We start from the raw sequence: 15,891 nt of genomic DNA, 5'->3' as shown, positions 1-15,891 counted from the left end.
TGAAATTAACGCATTCATTCGTTCTTTGTTACTACAGTACTCAATAACCGTGCAATGAAAACAGGGGGCTAACTCATCCTGTATAATTCGGTTCATGCTTACTGACTGAAAGAGACTTTACTAGTTGCTGTAAGCAATTAGAATGAATCCTCGAGACCAGTCAGTGAGTATTCACGTAGCAAGTTGAGCCGTTTTTGCTCATCATCCATCGGTGTAGTTCCTGACCGTTGCACAGTACGCACACAGTAATCTCCGAACTTTACCCCTTTTTCTGCGTAACTGACTAATTCTGCAAAGGTAAATTTATCTAAATGCGAGTACATAGCCACACTTGCTTCTTTCCAAAGCAGACGTGTAAGGCATCCCGGCGCATCACAACATGTTGCAGCATCCTCTCCACAACCGACTATATCTGTTCCCCCTTCTAGATGGCGAACTACTTCCCCTACGGTGACATCGGACGGATCCACTGCCATTCTATGTCCCCCACTCGGTCCACGTCGGGTTTTCAAGTATCCGCCAGCACGCAACTGTCTGGCAATTTTTTCAAGATACTTCTGGGAAATGCCAAGACGAGCGGAAGACTCTTTCATGAGTACCGGCTTATCCTGACCGTGGGTGGCAATGTCGAGCAATAATCTCGTGCCATATCTGCTATTGGTTAACAGTCGCATAGCAAACTCCTTATGGTAATACCCTATAAAAACAATACGTATTCATTACTAATTCCGAAAATATCATTCGGCTAAGTAACTTCCCTTCTTTCCATACCCTACCGCACAGCTTCCTACAACCATTTAATTTTTCAGAGCATTTTACTCAACAATCAATTTATTAAACGCATGTATTCAATTAGACTGTGAGCCTTTTGAGCAGATATATATTCTTCTTATTCACCTTGATAATTTGCTTACAGGTGGTACCTTAAAAGTGGGAATTTGCCTGTGGAGGAACAATGGCACGTGCAATAAAAACAGCCTGTAACTGCTGTGTATTCCATCGTGGAAACTGCACAATAGGCATTACGGGAACATCACAAAAAAAATGCAGCAACTATCTTCCATTATGTATTTCCTGCCCGTATCCTGACACCTTTTGCTCGACGTGCCCCCTGCGTCCACAGAATGATCAGAAAAGCGAAATTCATCGTGATACTGAGCTCGGAAACCATATGTACGGTTGTGTGTGGGATTCTTCATCTCTACACAAAGAATTGGTAAACAAAAAAACTACTAACTGAAAAGATCAGTACATAAAAAGAGCAGCCTACTACAGCAGGCTGCTCTTTTTATTGAGAAATCTCAACAATCCATGCATTGCAAAACACGTACTGTAAGCAGAAAGTACCTGTTTGCATTGTATCATTCTAATTTTCTAAAACCTGATCAAGGCTATTCACCAAGCCTTCAAGCATTTCCTTCAGACGCTCCTTCTGGTCTGTTGGAACTTTTTTCCATGCTTCAGCGTAGTTCATAGTACATTGCTTGTCTGATTCAACATCAATGTAGAGTAATCCGTTTGTATCTACATTAACTTCAATCCGTTCCCCGCAGGCTTTTGTTAAAACAATTTCCACACAGTTGATTGCATCAACAACCTTGCCGTTGTCCATAACTCACTCGCTCCGTTTGATTTGCCCGAATTCATCCGGTTGGTAAGTAACGCATAAAATTTGGTGTATCCTTCTTCCTTGCACAACTACCAGGGACATTGCAAAAGAAAAAAATACTTTGCGTATTCAACCAATATTATAAATTAGAAGCGTTTATAAGAAATATCTGTTTTACACCATATTCAAATGATCTATTGAGCACTTTTGGCCATAAAAAAAGACGGCTTCTTCAATTTTAGAAGCCACCTTTTTTTATCATCATGTTACACAATTTATAGCAAATCAGTTGAGTTTGTTAACTCGCTATCGACACTGGGAATCCAAAAAAGAACCATGCTGGTGGAAAATGTTCCCCGTATCCAGCCTATTCGTCATCGTTCTCTGTTTTTTCACTAGTGCCTGTAGAATTGTTCTCAGAATTATTTCTACCGAAATCTCGTAACCCTTCTGCTAAGGAAACGAGGCGTGCATCCACAAGACCGTATACAGAATTTTCGGGATACGTACCGTCTTCATTACGTTCACCAGCAATTACACCGGTTAGTATTTCAATACCTTCCCGTACATTTTGAATTGCCCAGATAGAGAACTTGCCTTTATCTACAGCGTCTACAACTTCCTGTTTAAGCATAAGATCTTTTACATTGGCTTCAGGGATCATTACCCCCTGTTCACCTGTAAGACCTTTTGCCTCACACACTTTGTAGAAGCCTTCAATTTTCTCATTAACACCACCGATAGGTTGCACCTCACCATTCTGGTTTACAGAGCCCGTAACAGCAATGGATTGCTTTATCGGCACATCTGCAAGGCTGGAGAGCAGTGCGTACAGTTCTGTTGATGAAGCTGAGTCGCCATCCACGCCACCATACGATTGTTCAAAGGCAATGGAAGCGGCAAGAGTAAGCGGTTTTTCCTGTGCAAAATGACTACGCAAATATCCGCTTAAAATAAGCATGCCTTTATTATGAGTTGGCCCAGACATTTTGGCATCGCGCTCAATGTTAATAATGCCTTCCTTGCCCATCGAAGTCGTGCAAGTAATGCGGGACGGTTTACCGAACATCATGTCACCTGTTGAATACACAGCAAGCCCGTTAATCTGCCCCACTTCTCCGCCAGCCACATCAATAAATATTGTACCACGGTCTATCATTTCTTGAATTTTCTCTTCAACAAGTCCGTCACGGTAAATACGGGCTTCAAGCGCTTTCTCAACATGTTCTGCATCCACTACCTCCTGCTCTTCGTTATTAGCAAGGTAGTTTGCTTCTGCCATGATGTCCCCGATTACCGGGAACGAAGTGCTCAACTTCTCCTGTCTACCGCTCTTACGAACACTATGCTCGAGCAGAGCTGCTACAGCTTTGTTGTTAAAAGGTTTCAAGTCACGCTTTTTCGCATACGTGCCAATCAGACGGCTGACTTCTCCAACACCTTCATCAGTATTATCCATACTGGAGTCAAAGTCTGCACGAACCTTGAAGATCATTTCCACTTCAGGGTCATAATGTTTAAGCATATGGTAAAGTTGTGTTGTTGCTAGAACTACAACTTTCACATCCATTGAGATGGCTTCCGGTTTAATTCCTGTTGAAGCCATAAACGAATACGGATCAAATGTCTGAATTTCCAGCTCAGAAGTCTTCAGAGCGCGCTTAAGCGTCTGCCATACTCCAGGCTCCATAATAGCATCAATAAGGTTGATGACGAGGAACCCGCCATTAGCCTTGATAAAAGAACCCGCAGTAATTTTTTGGAAGTCAGTGCGCCACAATCCAGATCTGTCCATTACACGTTCAATGGAGCCAAACAGATTCCGGTAGTTCGGGAAAGATTCTATAATAACCGGAGGGCCATCCCTTTCTGCGTTATCCACAAGCAGATTTACGCCATACGGATGCAAGACGGCCTCGGCATTTACAGCAGGAAGCTGCATACCCGGCATTGGCCCCATCTGGGGCTGACCGATCATTTTAATAATGTCTAGCTGCTCAGACATATTTTCCAGCATTGCTTTAATATGCTTGGTAGCTTTCTCATGTTCCTTCCATGCATCAGTCAGACTCATGGCAAGTTCACGGGCTGTGTTCATAAACATCAAGCGATCAACTTCTTCACTTTTGGTTTTTACATCCTTCTGCAATCGCCTGACATCCATAAATATGGTATCGATTTCTTCCTTGAGCTCTTTATATTTTTCTTGAAGAGCCTCATACTCTTTCTTGGGAAAACGGCCTTTTTCCACCAATTCTTCAAGTTTAAGAAGGTGAGTCGGCTCGCCATCAACAACTGGTACAATATCAGGCCGCTGCACCTGCCCCATTTGCATGTTTACAAGAACAAAACCAGCCTCTTTAACCCGCTCTTCCAATCCCTTAAAGAAGTCACGTGTCTTCTTGTCATGCTCTTCAAGCAGTGCATTCTTGCTATTGATATATTCCTGACTTTCAAACAGCTGTGGAATTTCACGCTTAATATCTTCGAGAAATTCTTCAATATCTTTTTTAAACTTTTGCCCTTCTCCTGCTTCAAACGTAAGCAAAATAGGCTCTTCAGGCGTCTTAAAGTTATTCACATAACACAGATCGCTGGGAGGCTGCTGTTTACGGGAGGCTTTTTCAAGTAATTGCCTGACCATTCCCATTTTCCCGACATCAGCCGCTCCCGTTACAAAAATATTATAGCCTTTGGCATCAATCCCCATACCAAAGCGAAACGCATCAACCCCACGATTCTGCCCGATAATATCAGTCAGCTCTTCGAGATCCTTGGTCGTAGCGAACGGAAGCGTTGCAGGATCCACTTTCCAGCGCAGCTTATCTAAAGGAACCAAATTGCGTTGTTCAATCTCAGCCATGAGTGCCTCCTATTCCTTTTCATCGCCGCTGGTAATTGGAATGGTACGTCTCTCCGGAAGAGTACACGTAGGAAGTTTTACGGTCAGCAAACCGTCTTCCAGCTTTGCCACAACATCTTCCAGTTTGACTTTGCAGGGCAAACGCATCTGGCTCTCAAAAGAACCCACGGACTCTGCGGTATCATTCTGTTCAGAAAAAGCACATCGTAATGTGAGATATGCACCGTCTATATGAAGTTCCAAATTGTCTTCTGTCACACCGGGAAGCTCTGCCTCGATCTGATACCCTTCATCTGTTTCAACCAGTCGCAATTCCGTATCCATCAACGGCTGGCATACAGAAGGTAATCCGAACTCAGAACAAATCTGGTTGAACATCCGATCGCTGTCGAGCTTAAGGCGCTGCAGTTGCTGGTTTCTCCATGATTTTAGATTGGACATTGACAGACCTCCTGCGCTCACGCGCGTTCATCGATTACTACTCGCTCCTACGTTTGTACCGCATCCCCTCTTTTGTAGATATGATTCTAGCCTGTTATACAACATCGCAGATTCAAAATAAACAAGCCCCTCAATTAAAGGGGCATAAATACATTCAGCTAATAGAACACACGCTGACGGACTACTTCTGATAACCGGAATAACCAAAAATTAAAGCCCCTCGAAAGAGGGGCTTTACACATCACACCGTTCAACAAAGAACATACGGGTGGACACTGAAATTACTCGACACAACAATTGTATCAATTTTCAACTAGATTGAACGGTGCGATGAAATAGCAAATACATATAAGACGCTAAGCGTCTTCATCCTCCAGAACATCTACACCGTACCGTGCCATTCGGTCTCCGGATTCGATATAGTGTTCACGCAGAGTTTTTTCAATTGCCACACAGTCTTTGGTAAGCAAAACATCAAGCAACATTTTGTGACGTTCATAAATTCCCTGCAAAGTGAACAGTTTTTTCCAGTAACGGAAGAGCAGGAATTTAGAGATGCCCTGACAAGACCGACGTGCAAGCTCACCAATAAGCTCATTTTCATTCTTGGAGAACAAGATATCGTGAAAACGGTCATCAAGTTCGGCCATTGATGTACCGTTCTCTCCACAGTCCGCAACCTTCTTCATCTCGCCGACAACGGCTTCGAGTTTCTGAAAATCCTGTACTGTGAATTTGTCTATGGTGGATGCTACTGCCGCGCCTTCAAGAACTCCGCCTGTAAAATAGCTGTCCTTAATCTGTTTGGCAGTGAGCGCAGTAATAAATTTACCACGCTGGGGAATAGAGGTAATAAGACCTTCTTTTACCAGCATCTGCAGCGCTTCACGCACTGGGGCGCGGCTAATCGACAACTCTGTAGCCACGACAACTTCATTCACCTTATCCCCTGGATGCAATTTTCCGGTAAGGATGGCGTCTTTAATGTAAACAATAATTTGTTCGCTATAAGTTTTTACGGCGGACATATTCTTCCTTCTACCAAGCTCACTCTCGAGATTATTATATTATGGAACGAATACAGCATTAGTTCCCACAACTAAATACAGCTTGCATCCGACACCACGCTATATGGTTTTGTCCCTTGTTAAGGGGCAGTTTCTTATAATAAAGTTAGTATACCTATGCAAATATCTTCTAATATTTATTCAATACAAGATATCGTCAGCATGCTGCTCAGCCTGCAGCAGAAAAAAACAGTTACGAAAATTATACAGTGCCCTGCGGCAGTTCAACCTTACGAACACGAACCAACTGCAAAGCCTCATCAAGCGCTGCAATCAAATGCGGTGTGGCCGCAACTACCACCTTCAGGTAAGCCTCAACATCAGAAGATGAGACAGCAGGAATACAATCGCGTCTAATATTTTCACCACAAACTGCCATGGAAAGAACAGCAGTCATTCCCGGTTGCAATCCACCGCCTCCGACAAGCGCATGCAGTGTGTTGCTCATAAAAGTTACACCACCAGCATCCTGGCTCACAAGCTCTGCAAGCTTGCTGACGATAGCAACCTTTTCTTCTGAAGACTGTGACGCTGCTAATGCGTTACCAAGTTCAGCGATACGCTTGCCTGTCTGCTGCGTCATAGCTTCCAATTCAGTTGCATTTCGCACATACGCAGCATTGGAAGACATAGTCGTCACCTTTGCATCATGCCCACCACAACAAAGAGCCTTCCCAACTTCAGGATTATCAACTTCTTCATTATAGCGAACCCACATAACGTCCGAGCTTAAATCACTACAGACAGCAGGAACATAGGCTTTACTTTCCAGAATAATGGTAGGCAATTCCTCCAGACGAAGGCGTTTCATAACAACCTGTTTGCCACCATAGGCAAGGTTGCCTTCAGCATCTTCGATCGGCCCTGTTCCACCTGCTGCAGCATTCAGCGTTGCTACAACAGACACAGGTGTATCGTTGATTGCGAGGACAGTTCCGAGGCAACCGCCACAGGTACCTTTCAGTCCCTCGACTTCATAGAAAAATTCATCAGGATACTGCGTTACGAAAGTATTCATTACCGCATGACAAATAGCGGTCTGTAAAGCAACAGGTACTTCTGTTACCCCCTGCCCGTAAATCCTGCCAAACGCAGTCAAAACAGACAGCTGGTTATAGACAGCATCAGTACCAACTACGCGGTTTGCAATATCAGCTTCGTAAGGAGTAATGCCCCTGCGAGCATAAGCTTTGCCAATACCGCCGTCTACCGTTGTCACGGTAAACCAGTCACCTTGTACAGTCACTGATGCAATGGTCAAATCAACAGGATATGCCTGCGCCATAAGGGTTACAGTAACAGCAAAACCGGCTGTATCATCTTGAATAAAGCCGGAATGACTATGCACATGCCCCGCACCAGCGTGCCCCATAATACCGAACAACCCTACGGCTTCGGAACTTTTGCTTATTGAATATTCTTGCATAATCCTCAAAAACGGGGAGGACAATATCCCCCCCGTATGTATTCATTGCGGCGTATTCTAGAGAAGTCCCAAAGAAAGCCACGGAATAAAGGTGATTGCCAGAAGTGCAATACACATTGTGAACAGGAACGGCAGTACCGCTACACTGAGTTTCTCGATACTCAAGTTACTGATGCTGCAACCGACGAAGAGGTTAACACCAACAGGCGGAGTCAAGAAGCCCATAGACGCAGCTACGATCATAACAATACCGAAGTGGATTGGATCCATTCCGAGGTGCTTCATAACAGGCAGAAGCAGCGGTGTCAGAATAAGGATGTTAGCCAGCGCGTCCATGAAGGTACCCATAATAAGAAGGAATACCAGAATGATTGGAATCAGAACATATTTATTGTCAGAGATTCCTACGAGCACTTCAACGAGCATGTCAGGTACATTATAGAATAAAAGAATCTGACCAAGCGCAGTTGCTGTTGCTACTACGATAAAGATGGATGCTGAAGTAATAGCTGTGTTACGGAAGATATCCCATACTTTCTGCCAGCTCAGGGTACGAAGAACGAGCCCCTCTGCAATGAATGCATATACTACTGCAATAACACCAGCTTCTGTCGGAGTTGTAAGACCACCGTAAATACCGCCGAGTACGATAAGCGGAACCATGAGTGCTACAACTGCTTCACGAAGAGCTGTGATACGTTCCATAAATGTCGCACGCTCACCACCACCATAGCCGTGGCGTTTGGCAATAACGTAGCTGCAAGCCATGAGACAGACACCAACAAAAATACCCGGAACTACACCTGCGATAAAGAGGTCACCTACAGAAACACCAGCTGTTGTGCCGTAAATAATAAGAGGTACACTAGGTGGAATCATAACACCAAGGCAACCTGCAGAAGTGTTAACCGCAGCAGCAAAGCGACGGCTGTAGCCTTCTTTAACCATAGCAGGAACCATGATGCCACCAACAGCAGCAACAGTTGCCGGAGAAGAACCGGAAAGAGCACCATAGAACATGCTTGTTAAAACAGAGATATGTGCCATACCACCGGTAACATGTCCTACAAAGCTGTGGGAAACTTTAAGTAAGCGCTGAGCCATACTCCCTTTCTGCATGATTTCCCCTGCCATAATAAAGAATGGCACAGCCATAAGAGGGAAAACATCAAGGGATGTGATCATTTTTTGAACAAGGAAAGCCGGCGGAAGCATGTCACCGAAGACAATCCCGACTGCTACACAAAGCCCGATTGCAATGCCGATAGGCACACTGAGTAACAGGAAGAATGCAAGGGATGCAAAAATAATTAAAATTGTAAATTCCATGAGATAAGCCTCTATACTTCCGCGGAAGGAACTGGATCAATTTTACCAGTTGCCACGCCGATAATTCTTTCTACTGTACGCAGTCCCATCAGGAACATGCCAAATGGAAGGCTAAGGAAAACCCAGTACATTTTGATTTCCAATGCTGGAGTTTTCTGACCGGTTTTAATGAGGAACTGAAGCATTTCCACACCCCACCATGTACATGCAAAACAAAAGATTGCAGTAAATACATAGGAAAGCAACGTAACCGGTTTAGCTAAACGACCGCCGCAAATGGTACGGAAGATTGTCACCTCAAGGTGTTTGTCTTCTTTGGTTGCATAGCTACAGCCTACATAAACAGCCCAGATGAATAAGTAGCGGGCTAACTCTTCAGACCATTCGAAAGAATATTCAAGAACGTATCGTGAGAAAACCTGCACCGCGATGAGAATTGTCATTACAACAAGACAAGACGATGAGAAGATTTCCTCAAAACGTGCCAAATACGATTTACCTTTTTGAGACATGCATTCTCCTTAAGCCTGCCGGCCGCTGAGGCGGCCGGCAGAACTCAATACAATTATTCTGCTACAGTTGCTTTTGCTTTTTCGATAAGGTCTTTACCGATGCGGTCTTCAAACTCTTTGTAAACACCTGCAGATGCAGCAGCCCAGCGAGCGCGCTCTTCAGGAGTGAGTTTTACAACAGTAACACCTTTATCAGCGAGTTTGGTAAGAATTTCTTTTTCGCCGTCACGAACAAGCTTACGCTCGTAAAGTTTGATTTCTTCGAATGCAGTAAGGATCATAACCTTATCTTCATCGCTAAGGCTGTCGAGGAAGCGCTTAGACATCATCACGAGGTGAGGGCTGTAAAGGCTGTTAACGATAGTCAGGTTGTTGTTAACCTCTGGGAAGTTGTTGTGCCATGCGAGGTTAAGGTCAATGTCGATACCATCAACAGTTTTCTGCTGAAGTGCTGTGTATACTTCACCCCAGGATACTGGAGTTGGGTTCATACCAAGAGCACGCAATGTAGCGATGTGTGCTTTTGAAGGGGTAGAACGGATTTTGAGGTTTTTAGCATCTTCAAGGGTTTTTACCGGCTTCTGGTTGTTCCAGAGGTTACGGAAACCGATCTCGATGTAGCCGAGACCAATGATGCCGGAAGGCTCAAGAGCTTTAGTTGCGTTCATACCAATAGGACCATCTGTAATTTTATCTGCTGCTTCGTAGGAAGGGAACAGGAACGGAAGGTCAAAGATAAGGAACTCGTCAGAGAACGGAGCAAGGTTAGGGGTAGATGCAGAACCCATCTGAAGCATGTTAAGCTGCAGACCCTGTACTACGCTATCGAAGTTACCGAATTTAGAGCTATCGTAAATATCAACTTTGTATCTGCCATTAGAGCGCTCTTCAACAAGCTCTTTAAACTTTTCAAAAGCCATTCCCATCGGGTGCTGAGGCACGTTAGGGTGAGCAAGCTTGATAACCTTTGGTGCAGCGAATGCTGAAGTTGCGCCAATCATAAGAACAGCAACGAGCGCAAGAATCATAATTCTAACATTTCTCATACTTCTCTCCTATCACAAGGTTCGGTTGTTTTATAAAATGCCGTGCGGAGTCCACGTTCTCCGCACGGCATATATTCAGCTACTTTCTATTGGAAAGTGTCGAGGTATGCATACAGAGCAGGAGAACCGCCGGTATGCAAGAATACTACGTTAGAGCCTTCTGGGAAATGGCCTTTACGTACGAGGTCGATAAGACCAGCCATTGCTTTACCGGAGTATACAGGGTCAAGAAGGATACCTTCAGTCTGTGCAAGCAATTTAACTGCTTCAATCATAGAATCAGTCGGGAGGGAGTAACCAGGTCCAACGTAAGAGTCAAAGCACTCTACTGCTTCGCTTGGTACGCCACCTTTGATATCGCCGATGAGCTCTACAGTTTCTTCAACGAGTTTGTAAACATGTGCTTCCTGCACATCTTTAGTACGGCTCACGTTAATACCGGATACTGGGATACCGGAATTGGTTGCGTACATACCGATTGCCATACCTGCGTGGGTACCAGCGCTACCGGAAGGAACAACAACGTGATCAACTTTGAGCTTCATGTCGAAGAACTGCTGCTGCATTTCCTGTGCACAAGAAACGTAGCCAAGTGCGCCAATGGAGTTAGAAGCGCCACCAGGTACGATGTAAGGCTTTTTGCCTTCTGCACGAAGAGCTTCAGCTACTTTTTCCATTTCAGCCATCATGTCAGAACCACCAGGAACAACTTTAGTGCTCTTAACACCGAGGAGGTTGAAGAGGAAGTTGTTACCGGAACCTTCTGGCTTGTAGCTGCCTTTTACGCGCTCTTCAAGAACGAGGTGACAATCCATGCCTTCTTTAACAGCCCATGCAAGGGTAAGACGGCAGTGGTTAGACTGAACAGCACCACATGTAATGATAGTGTCTGCACCCTGCTCGATTGCGTCAGCCATGCTGAAGTCAAGCTTACGGGTTTTGTTACCACCGGAAGTACCTGGAAGAAGGTCATCACGCTTGATGAAGATGTTTACTTTTCCGCCGAGAGCTTCAGAGAAAGCTGGAGCTGCTTCAAGCGGAGTTGGGGTAGAAACATAGCCACGACGAGGAAATTTTGCGAGATTCATAATTTTTCTCTTCTAAAAGACAGTTAGTTTTTTTTACGGAAAATAACTTCAATTTCGATGTCTGCTCCAAGCGGAAGAGCAGCTACCTGAAACGCACTGCGAGCCGGAAACGGTTCGCTGAAATATTCTGCATATACCGCGTTAACTTCTTTGCCATCATTAACGTCGGTGAGAAATACGGTGGTTTTCACAGCATCTTCAAGTGTGCAGCCAGCAGACTCTGCTACAGCCTTAAGATTTGTGAGAGCCTGATGCGCTCTGTCAGCGATAGTGCCTTCACGCATGTTACCGGTTGCAGGGTCGATCGGCAGCATGCCGGATGCGAACACAAAGCCGTCAGACTCAATGGCTTGGGAGTAAGGACCTACAGCTGCAGGCGCTTTCTCAGAAAAAATTGGTTTTTTTGTAGACATGTTGTCTCCAGTTTCACTGGTTGGAATTATATTTGCTGCTTTACGACATGTAAAATGTCGACATTTCACACGGCGTGATTTCGTCTTAAAAAGAATTTACAGAGCTTGTCAAATACATTTTTCGAACTTTTGAGGTTTCTTTTTTAACCTCAAAAAAACCCTGTTATGCTCGAAAACATAACAGGGTAAAAATACACAGAATAATCAAACTAGAGCATTCTGTAGTATGCGATACTATGTATCACTGTCTGTAAAACAGAATCTAGTCCTGACGCTCTGTTACTTCCACAAGATGGTAACCGAACTGAGTCTGAACCGGGCCGTGCACTACGCCTACTTCTTCATTAAAGCAAACAGTGTCAAATTCTGGTACCATTTGACCAGGGAAGAATTCTCCGAGTTCTCCGCCACGGCGTCCGGATGGGCACTTTGAGTACTCTTTTGCAATCGCAGCGAAATCTTCCCCGCCAACGATACGTGCCTTCAATTCGTTACATGTATCCTCAGAATCAACGAGAATATGACGTGCTTTAGCTTTTGCCATGGTAAAACTCCTATATATGGTATACGAAAATATATAATGCCAGATGATACAAAATGAATCAACTGAGTAAATAATCACTTCCAAAGTCAACAGCTTCAGGTAAAAAAATCTGATTACACACTACACCGACATTTCCCCCGCTTCAGCATAAAATTGAATATTTTCAACACACAAACTTTATATTGCTTTTTACATACATATTTTTAACAGCATTCTTTGCATTTTCGGACTTGTATATAAAACAAATGAAAGATATAGCGCCGAAAGCGTATTGTGCATCAACCATCTAACCCCCTCTTTCAAGGAGAACTGGATGACCGGTTCCGAAGATAGCCGTCAGAACGGCACAATGGAAAATTTTGAAGAAATGCTGGAAGCTTACACTGGTGCAGATAAAGCACTGTCAGTGGGCGATAAAGTTTCCGGCCCAATCATCGGCATGTCCGGCGATAACCTTTTCGTTGATGTTGGAGCAAAAATTGACGGTCTTGCTGACCGTGCTGAGTTCCTCAATGACGAAGGCGAACTTACCGTTGCTGAAGGCGATACCGTAGAACTGTATGTTACTGCTGTTAAAGCTGACGCAATCCTTCTTTCCAAAGCAATCAGCGGCCCTGCAGGCGCCGCAGTGCTTGAAGAAGCATTCAACGCAAAACTTCCTGTTGAAGGTAAAGTACTGGCTACCCGCAAGGGCGGCTTTGATGTTGAAGTTTCCAAGCGTCGCGTATTCTGCCCAGTAAGCCAGATCGACACCCGCTTTGTGGAAAATGCAGAAGAATATGTCGGCAAGACATTCTCCTTCATAATCATCAAGTTCGAACAGCGCGGCCGCAACATTGTTGTTTCCCGACGCGCTCTGCTTGAGCAGGAACAGCAGGCTGCACGTGATGAGTTCCTCAAAAACGTGAATGATGGCGATCTTATTGATGCTACCATCACCCGCCTTACTAACTTCGGTGCATTTGCAGAACTTGCAGAAGGCGTTGAAGGTCTTATTCACGTTTCCGAACTCTCATGGACCCGCATTGCTCAGGCAGACGAAGCAGTTTCCGTTGGTGATAAACTGCGCGTTAAGCTGCTCAGCGTAGATACCGACAAAAAAGGTCAGCTTCGTATTTCTCTTTCTGCAAAACAGGTTCAAGAAAACCCTTGGACACGTGTTGAAGCAGATCTGACAGCCGGTGAAGTTCGCGACGGCAAAGTTGTTCGCCTGACTCCATTCGGTGCTTTTGTTGAAGTACTCCCTGGCATTGACGGCTTGGTGCACATTTCTGAAATGTCTTACACTAAGCGCATTCATAAGCCTGAAGACGTTGTTGCTGTTGGTGACACCGTTTCTGTAAAAATCAAGTCCATCGACTTGAGCTCCCGTCGCATCTCCCTCAGCATGCGTGATGCTGAAGGCGATCCTTGGGCTGACGTTGAAGAGCGTTTCCCAGCAGGCTCTGAAATTGAAGGTACTGTAGAGTCTTCTTCTGATTTTGGCTTGTTTATCAACATTGCTCCGGGCATTACCGGTCTTATGCCGAAATCTATGATGGCAAAAGCTGATAAAGCAGCAAACCTTGATGCCGTTAACTCCGGTGACAAAGTTGAAGTAACTGTATCTCAGCTCCGCACTGCAGAGCGCAAGATTACTCTTGCTCCTAAAGGCGTTGCAGCCTCAGAAGACAATTCCTGGAAAGCGCATCGTAAAACACAAACTGCTAAAGCAGAACCGCAGAACAGCTTCGGCTCTTTAGGTTCCCTGCTGCAGGACGCGCTCAACAAGAAAAAATAACTAGTTGATGCACATCGCTACGTTAAAGGATCAGCAAATGCTGATCCTTTTTTTTATGCTATTTCTCCACTAAAAGCCTGTCTGATAAAAAAACACCATACTTTATACTTTTTTTGGTTTACAATCGTAAAATAGTCCTTAAATAAGTGGCGGGTGTGTGCTACACATACCCTACGGATAGAGTGTCCACCTGAGAATTTAGGAGAATACACATAATGACACCTCGTAACAGGCTTTTACTACTTCCTATTTTTGTATTTATTTTTTCACTGACGACGCTCCCTGCAATGGCGGAATTACCTAACTTTACAGAGTTAGCAAAAAAAGCAGGCCCTGCTGTTGTTAACATCAGCACACAAAAAAAAGTGGAAGTTGCCCCTAGAAACCAACCGGGGATGGAAAAGTTTTTTAAAGATAACCCTCGAACTCCTCTTGATGATTTTTTCAAACAGTTCGAAAGATATTTCGGTGACAGAAGAGCACGTCCCGAACCTCAACGCTCCCTTGGTTCAGGTTTTATCATTTCACCTGACGGATTCATCGCCACCAACAACCATGTTGTAGAGGGCGCAGATAAAATTAATGTTAATATCCTTGATGAAAAAGGTGATTACGAGTCATACGATGCCAAAATCATCGGTACTGACCCGTTAACCGACCTTGCGCTTTTAAAAATTGATGCCAAGCGTGATTTACCGACACTCAAACTCGCTGACTTCTCCAAAGTCGAAGTCGGCCAGTGGGTTCTTGCCATCGGTAACCCATTCGGCCTTGATCACACTGTAACCAGCGGCATTGTCAGCGCGCTTGGTCGAAACATCAGCAATAACCCTTACGACAATTTCCTGCAGACAGATGCATCCATCAACCCGGGTAACTCCGGCGGCCCGCTTCTCAACCTTAAAGGTGAAGTAATCGGCATCAACACAGCTATCATCGCCCGCGGTCAAGGCATCGGGTTTGCTATTCCTAGCTCCACAGTAAAAGATATCATCACTAAGCTTAAAACCGACAAAAAAATACGTCGCGGCTGGCTCGGTGTTTCCATTACTGATGTTGATCCGAACATGGCGCAAGCACTGGGACTTAAAGAGGCAGAAGGCGCATTTATCGCTCAGGTTGTACCGGGACAACCCGCCGCAGCCGCAGGATTGCTTGAGGGTGATATCATTACCAAAGTGAATGATCAGCCGATTGCAGATGCTTCAGAACTAATCCGTACCGTATCCTCTCTTAACCCTGGCAGCACAGCATCATTCACTGTGTACCGCAAAGACAAATTCATTACCGTTAAGGTTAAGCTTGGAGAGCGTGACTCAGGCCAAAAGACACAGCCTAGTCAAAAAGCTCCAAAAGGCAGTGAGCAGGATATTGATGCCTTAGGCTTCAGCTTAAGCCCATTAAGCGCAAAAGAAGCACAGGCACTCGGTTTAAAAGATGTTCGTGGCTTACTCATCACCAACGTTCTTGACGAAGGCATTGCAGCCAGCGCCGAACTCCGTCCGGGCGACGTAATTCTTGAAGCCAACCTGACTCCGGTGAATTCCATTAAGGAGTTCATGAACATTATCAAAACACAGGGCAAAAAACGTGGAGCCGTGCTCCTTAAAATTGTCCGTCAGCAACAGACAATGTTCCGCACAATGAGTCTGGAAAAATAACAACGATTGATACCAAAGGGGCGCCTTGCGGTGCCCCTTTTTTGTTGCATCAGCTGGAAGCAAAAGCGCTCTGATAAAATGTACTGAAAAGTACAGAAGCCGGATGCAGTAT

Annotated in this window: 14 protein-coding genes; 2 read left to right on the top strand and 12 right to left on the bottom strand. The window is 44.8% G+C overall.

All coding sequences use genetic code 11. The features are described 5' to 3' along the window. Window positions 1-137 precede the first annotated feature (137 nt). The 12 genes from SP90_RS14495 to SP90_RS14435 all read right to left on the bottom strand — a co-directional run bounded on the left by SP90_RS14495 (window position 138) and on the right by SP90_RS14435 (window position 12,338). On the bottom strand, window positions 138-674 hold the full coding sequence (locus tag SP90_RS14495; protein WP_066857864.1) for an RrF2 family transcriptional regulator: 537 nt from the start codon (window positions 672-674) through the stop codon (window positions 138-140). Window positions 675-1,366: 692 nt separating this feature from the next. Continuing rightward, the gene (locus SP90_RS14485) at window positions 1,367-1,612 is read right to left on the bottom strand and encodes a hypothetical protein (protein ID WP_066857857.1); all 246 of its coding nucleotides are present in this window, start codon (window positions 1,610-1,612) and stop codon (window positions 1,367-1,369) included. Between the two features lie 364 nt (window positions 1,613-1,976). Then, entirely contained in the window at window positions 1,977-4,472 is a 2,496-nt protein-coding gene (locus tag SP90_RS14480; RefSeq protein WP_066857854.1) for a Lon protease family protein, read from the bottom strand. A gap of 9 nt (window positions 4,473-4,481) precedes the next feature. Then, window positions 4,482-4,913, bottom strand: coding sequence for an Hsp20/alpha crystallin family protein (locus SP90_RS14475; protein WP_066857851.1), 432 nt, complete (start codon window positions 4,911-4,913; stop codon window positions 4,482-4,484). 356 nt (window positions 4,914-5,269) lie between these two features. Further along, the gene (locus tag SP90_RS14470; protein WP_066857848.1) at window positions 5,270-5,941 is read right to left on the bottom strand and encodes a GntR family transcriptional regulator; all 672 of its coding nucleotides are present in this window, start codon (window positions 5,939-5,941) and stop codon (window positions 5,270-5,272) included. Window positions 5,942-6,182: 241 nt separating this feature from the next. Beyond that, entirely contained in the window at window positions 6,183-7,406 is a 1,224-nt protein-coding gene (locus SP90_RS14465) for a hypothetical protein (RefSeq protein WP_066857845.1), read from the bottom strand. Window positions 7,407-7,463: 57 nt separating this feature from the next. Continuing rightward, window positions 7,464-8,735 carry a TRAP transporter large permease gene (locus SP90_RS14460; RefSeq protein ID WP_066857842.1) on the bottom strand — a complete coding sequence of 424 codons (1,272 nt, stop codon included), beginning with the start codon at window positions 8,733-8,735 and terminating at the stop codon, window positions 7,464-7,466. 11 nt (window positions 8,736-8,746) lie between these two features. After that, entirely contained in the window at window positions 8,747-9,247 is a 501-nt protein-coding gene (locus tag SP90_RS14455) for a TRAP transporter small permease (RefSeq protein WP_066857839.1), read from the bottom strand. Between the two features lie 53 nt (window positions 9,248-9,300). Continuing rightward, window positions 9,301-10,293 carry a TRAP transporter substrate-binding protein gene (locus SP90_RS14450; RefSeq protein WP_066857836.1) on the bottom strand — a complete coding sequence of 331 codons (993 nt, stop codon included), beginning with the start codon at window positions 10,291-10,293 and terminating at the stop codon, window positions 9,301-9,303. Between the two features lie 86 nt (window positions 10,294-10,379). Then, window positions 10,380-11,381, bottom strand: coding sequence for a D-cysteate sulfo-lyase (gene cuyA / locus SP90_RS14445; protein WP_066857833.1), 1,002 nt, complete (start codon window positions 11,379-11,381; stop codon window positions 10,380-10,382). A 23-nt stretch (window positions 11,382-11,404) separates the two neighbouring features. Beyond that, window positions 11,405-11,794, bottom strand: a complete 390-nt coding sequence (locus tag SP90_RS14440) for a RidA family protein (RefSeq protein WP_066857830.1) — start codon at window positions 11,792-11,794, stop codon at window positions 11,405-11,407. Window positions 11,795-12,056: 262 nt separating this feature from the next. Continuing rightward, a complete protein-coding gene (locus tag SP90_RS14435; RefSeq protein WP_066857827.1) occupies window positions 12,057-12,338 on the bottom strand; it encodes a peptidylprolyl isomerase in 282 nt (93 codons plus the stop codon). Window positions 12,339-12,651: 313 nt separating this feature from the next. On the opposite strand from SP90_RS14435, the gene SP90_RS14430 reads away from it, so the two are divergent. Both SP90_RS14430 and SP90_RS14425 read left to right on the top strand, forming a co-directional pair. After that, a complete protein-coding gene (locus SP90_RS14430) occupies window positions 12,652-14,118 on the top strand; it encodes a 30S ribosomal protein S1 (RefSeq protein WP_066857824.1) in 1,467 nt (488 codons plus the stop codon). Between the two features lie 215 nt (window positions 14,119-14,333). Continuing rightward, window positions 14,334-15,779: a DegQ family serine endoprotease gene (locus SP90_RS14425; protein WP_066857821.1), complete on the top strand. Its 1,446-nt coding sequence runs from the start codon at window positions 14,334-14,336 to the stop codon at window positions 15,777-15,779. The last annotated feature ends 112 nt before the right edge of the window (window positions 15,780-15,891 follow it).

Source organism: Halodesulfovibrio spirochaetisodalis (assembly GCF_001672295.1).
Taxonomy (GTDB): Bacteria; Desulfobacterota; Desulfovibrionia; order Desulfovibrionales; family Desulfovibrionaceae; genus Halodesulfovibrio; species Halodesulfovibrio spirochaetisodalis.
This window is presented reverse-complemented; position numbering and strand designations above follow the sequence as displayed.

Excerpts from the sequence above, each read along its gene's own strand:
- SP90_RS14495 (WP_066857864.1), bottom strand. The coding sequence starts at position 674 with ATGCGACTGTTAACCAATAGCAGATATGGCACGAGATTATTGCTCGAC.
- SP90_RS14485 (WP_066857857.1), bottom strand. The coding sequence starts at position 1,612 with ATGGACAACGGCAAGGTTGTTGATGCAATCAACTGTGTGGAAATTGTT.
- SP90_RS14480 (WP_066857854.1), bottom strand. The coding sequence starts at position 4,472 with ATGGCTGAGATTGAACAACGCAATTTGGTTCCTTTAGATAAGCTGCGC.
- SP90_RS14475 (WP_066857851.1), bottom strand. The coding sequence starts at position 4,913 with ATGTCCAATCTAAAATCATGGAGAAACCAGCAACTGCAGCGCCTTAAG.
- SP90_RS14470 (WP_066857848.1), bottom strand. The coding sequence starts at position 5,941 with ATGTCCGCCGTAAAAACTTATAGCGAACAAATTATTGTTTACATTAAA.
- SP90_RS14465 (WP_066857845.1), bottom strand. The coding sequence starts at position 7,406 with ATGCAAGAATATTCAATAAGCAAAAGTTCCGAAGCCGTAGGGTTGTTC.
- SP90_RS14460 (WP_066857842.1), bottom strand. The coding sequence starts at position 8,735 with ATGGAATTTACAATTTTAATTATTTTTGCATCCCTTGCATTCTTCCTG.
- SP90_RS14455 (WP_066857839.1), bottom strand. The coding sequence starts at position 9,247 with ATGTCTCAAAAAGGTAAATCGTATTTGGCACGTTTTGAGGAAATCTTC.
- SP90_RS14450 (WP_066857836.1), bottom strand. The coding sequence starts at position 10,293 with ATGAGAAATGTTAGAATTATGATTCTTGCGCTCGTTGCTGTTCTTATG.
- cuyA (WP_066857833.1), bottom strand. The coding sequence starts at position 11,381 with ATGAATCTCGCAAAATTTCCTCGTCGTGGCTATGTTTCTACCCCAACT.
- SP90_RS14440 (WP_066857830.1), bottom strand. The coding sequence starts at position 11,794 with ATGTCTACAAAAAAACCAATTTTTTCTGAGAAAGCGCCTGCAGCTGTA.
- SP90_RS14435 (WP_066857827.1), bottom strand. The coding sequence starts at position 12,338 with ATGGCAAAAGCTAAAGCACGTCATATTCTCGTTGATTCTGAGGATACA.
- SP90_RS14430 (WP_066857824.1), top strand. The coding sequence starts at position 12,652 with ATGACCGGTTCCGAAGATAGCCGTCAGAACGGCACAATGGAAAATTTT.
- SP90_RS14425 (WP_066857821.1), top strand. The coding sequence starts at position 14,334 with ATGACACCTCGTAACAGGCTTTTACTACTTCCTATTTTTGTATTTATT.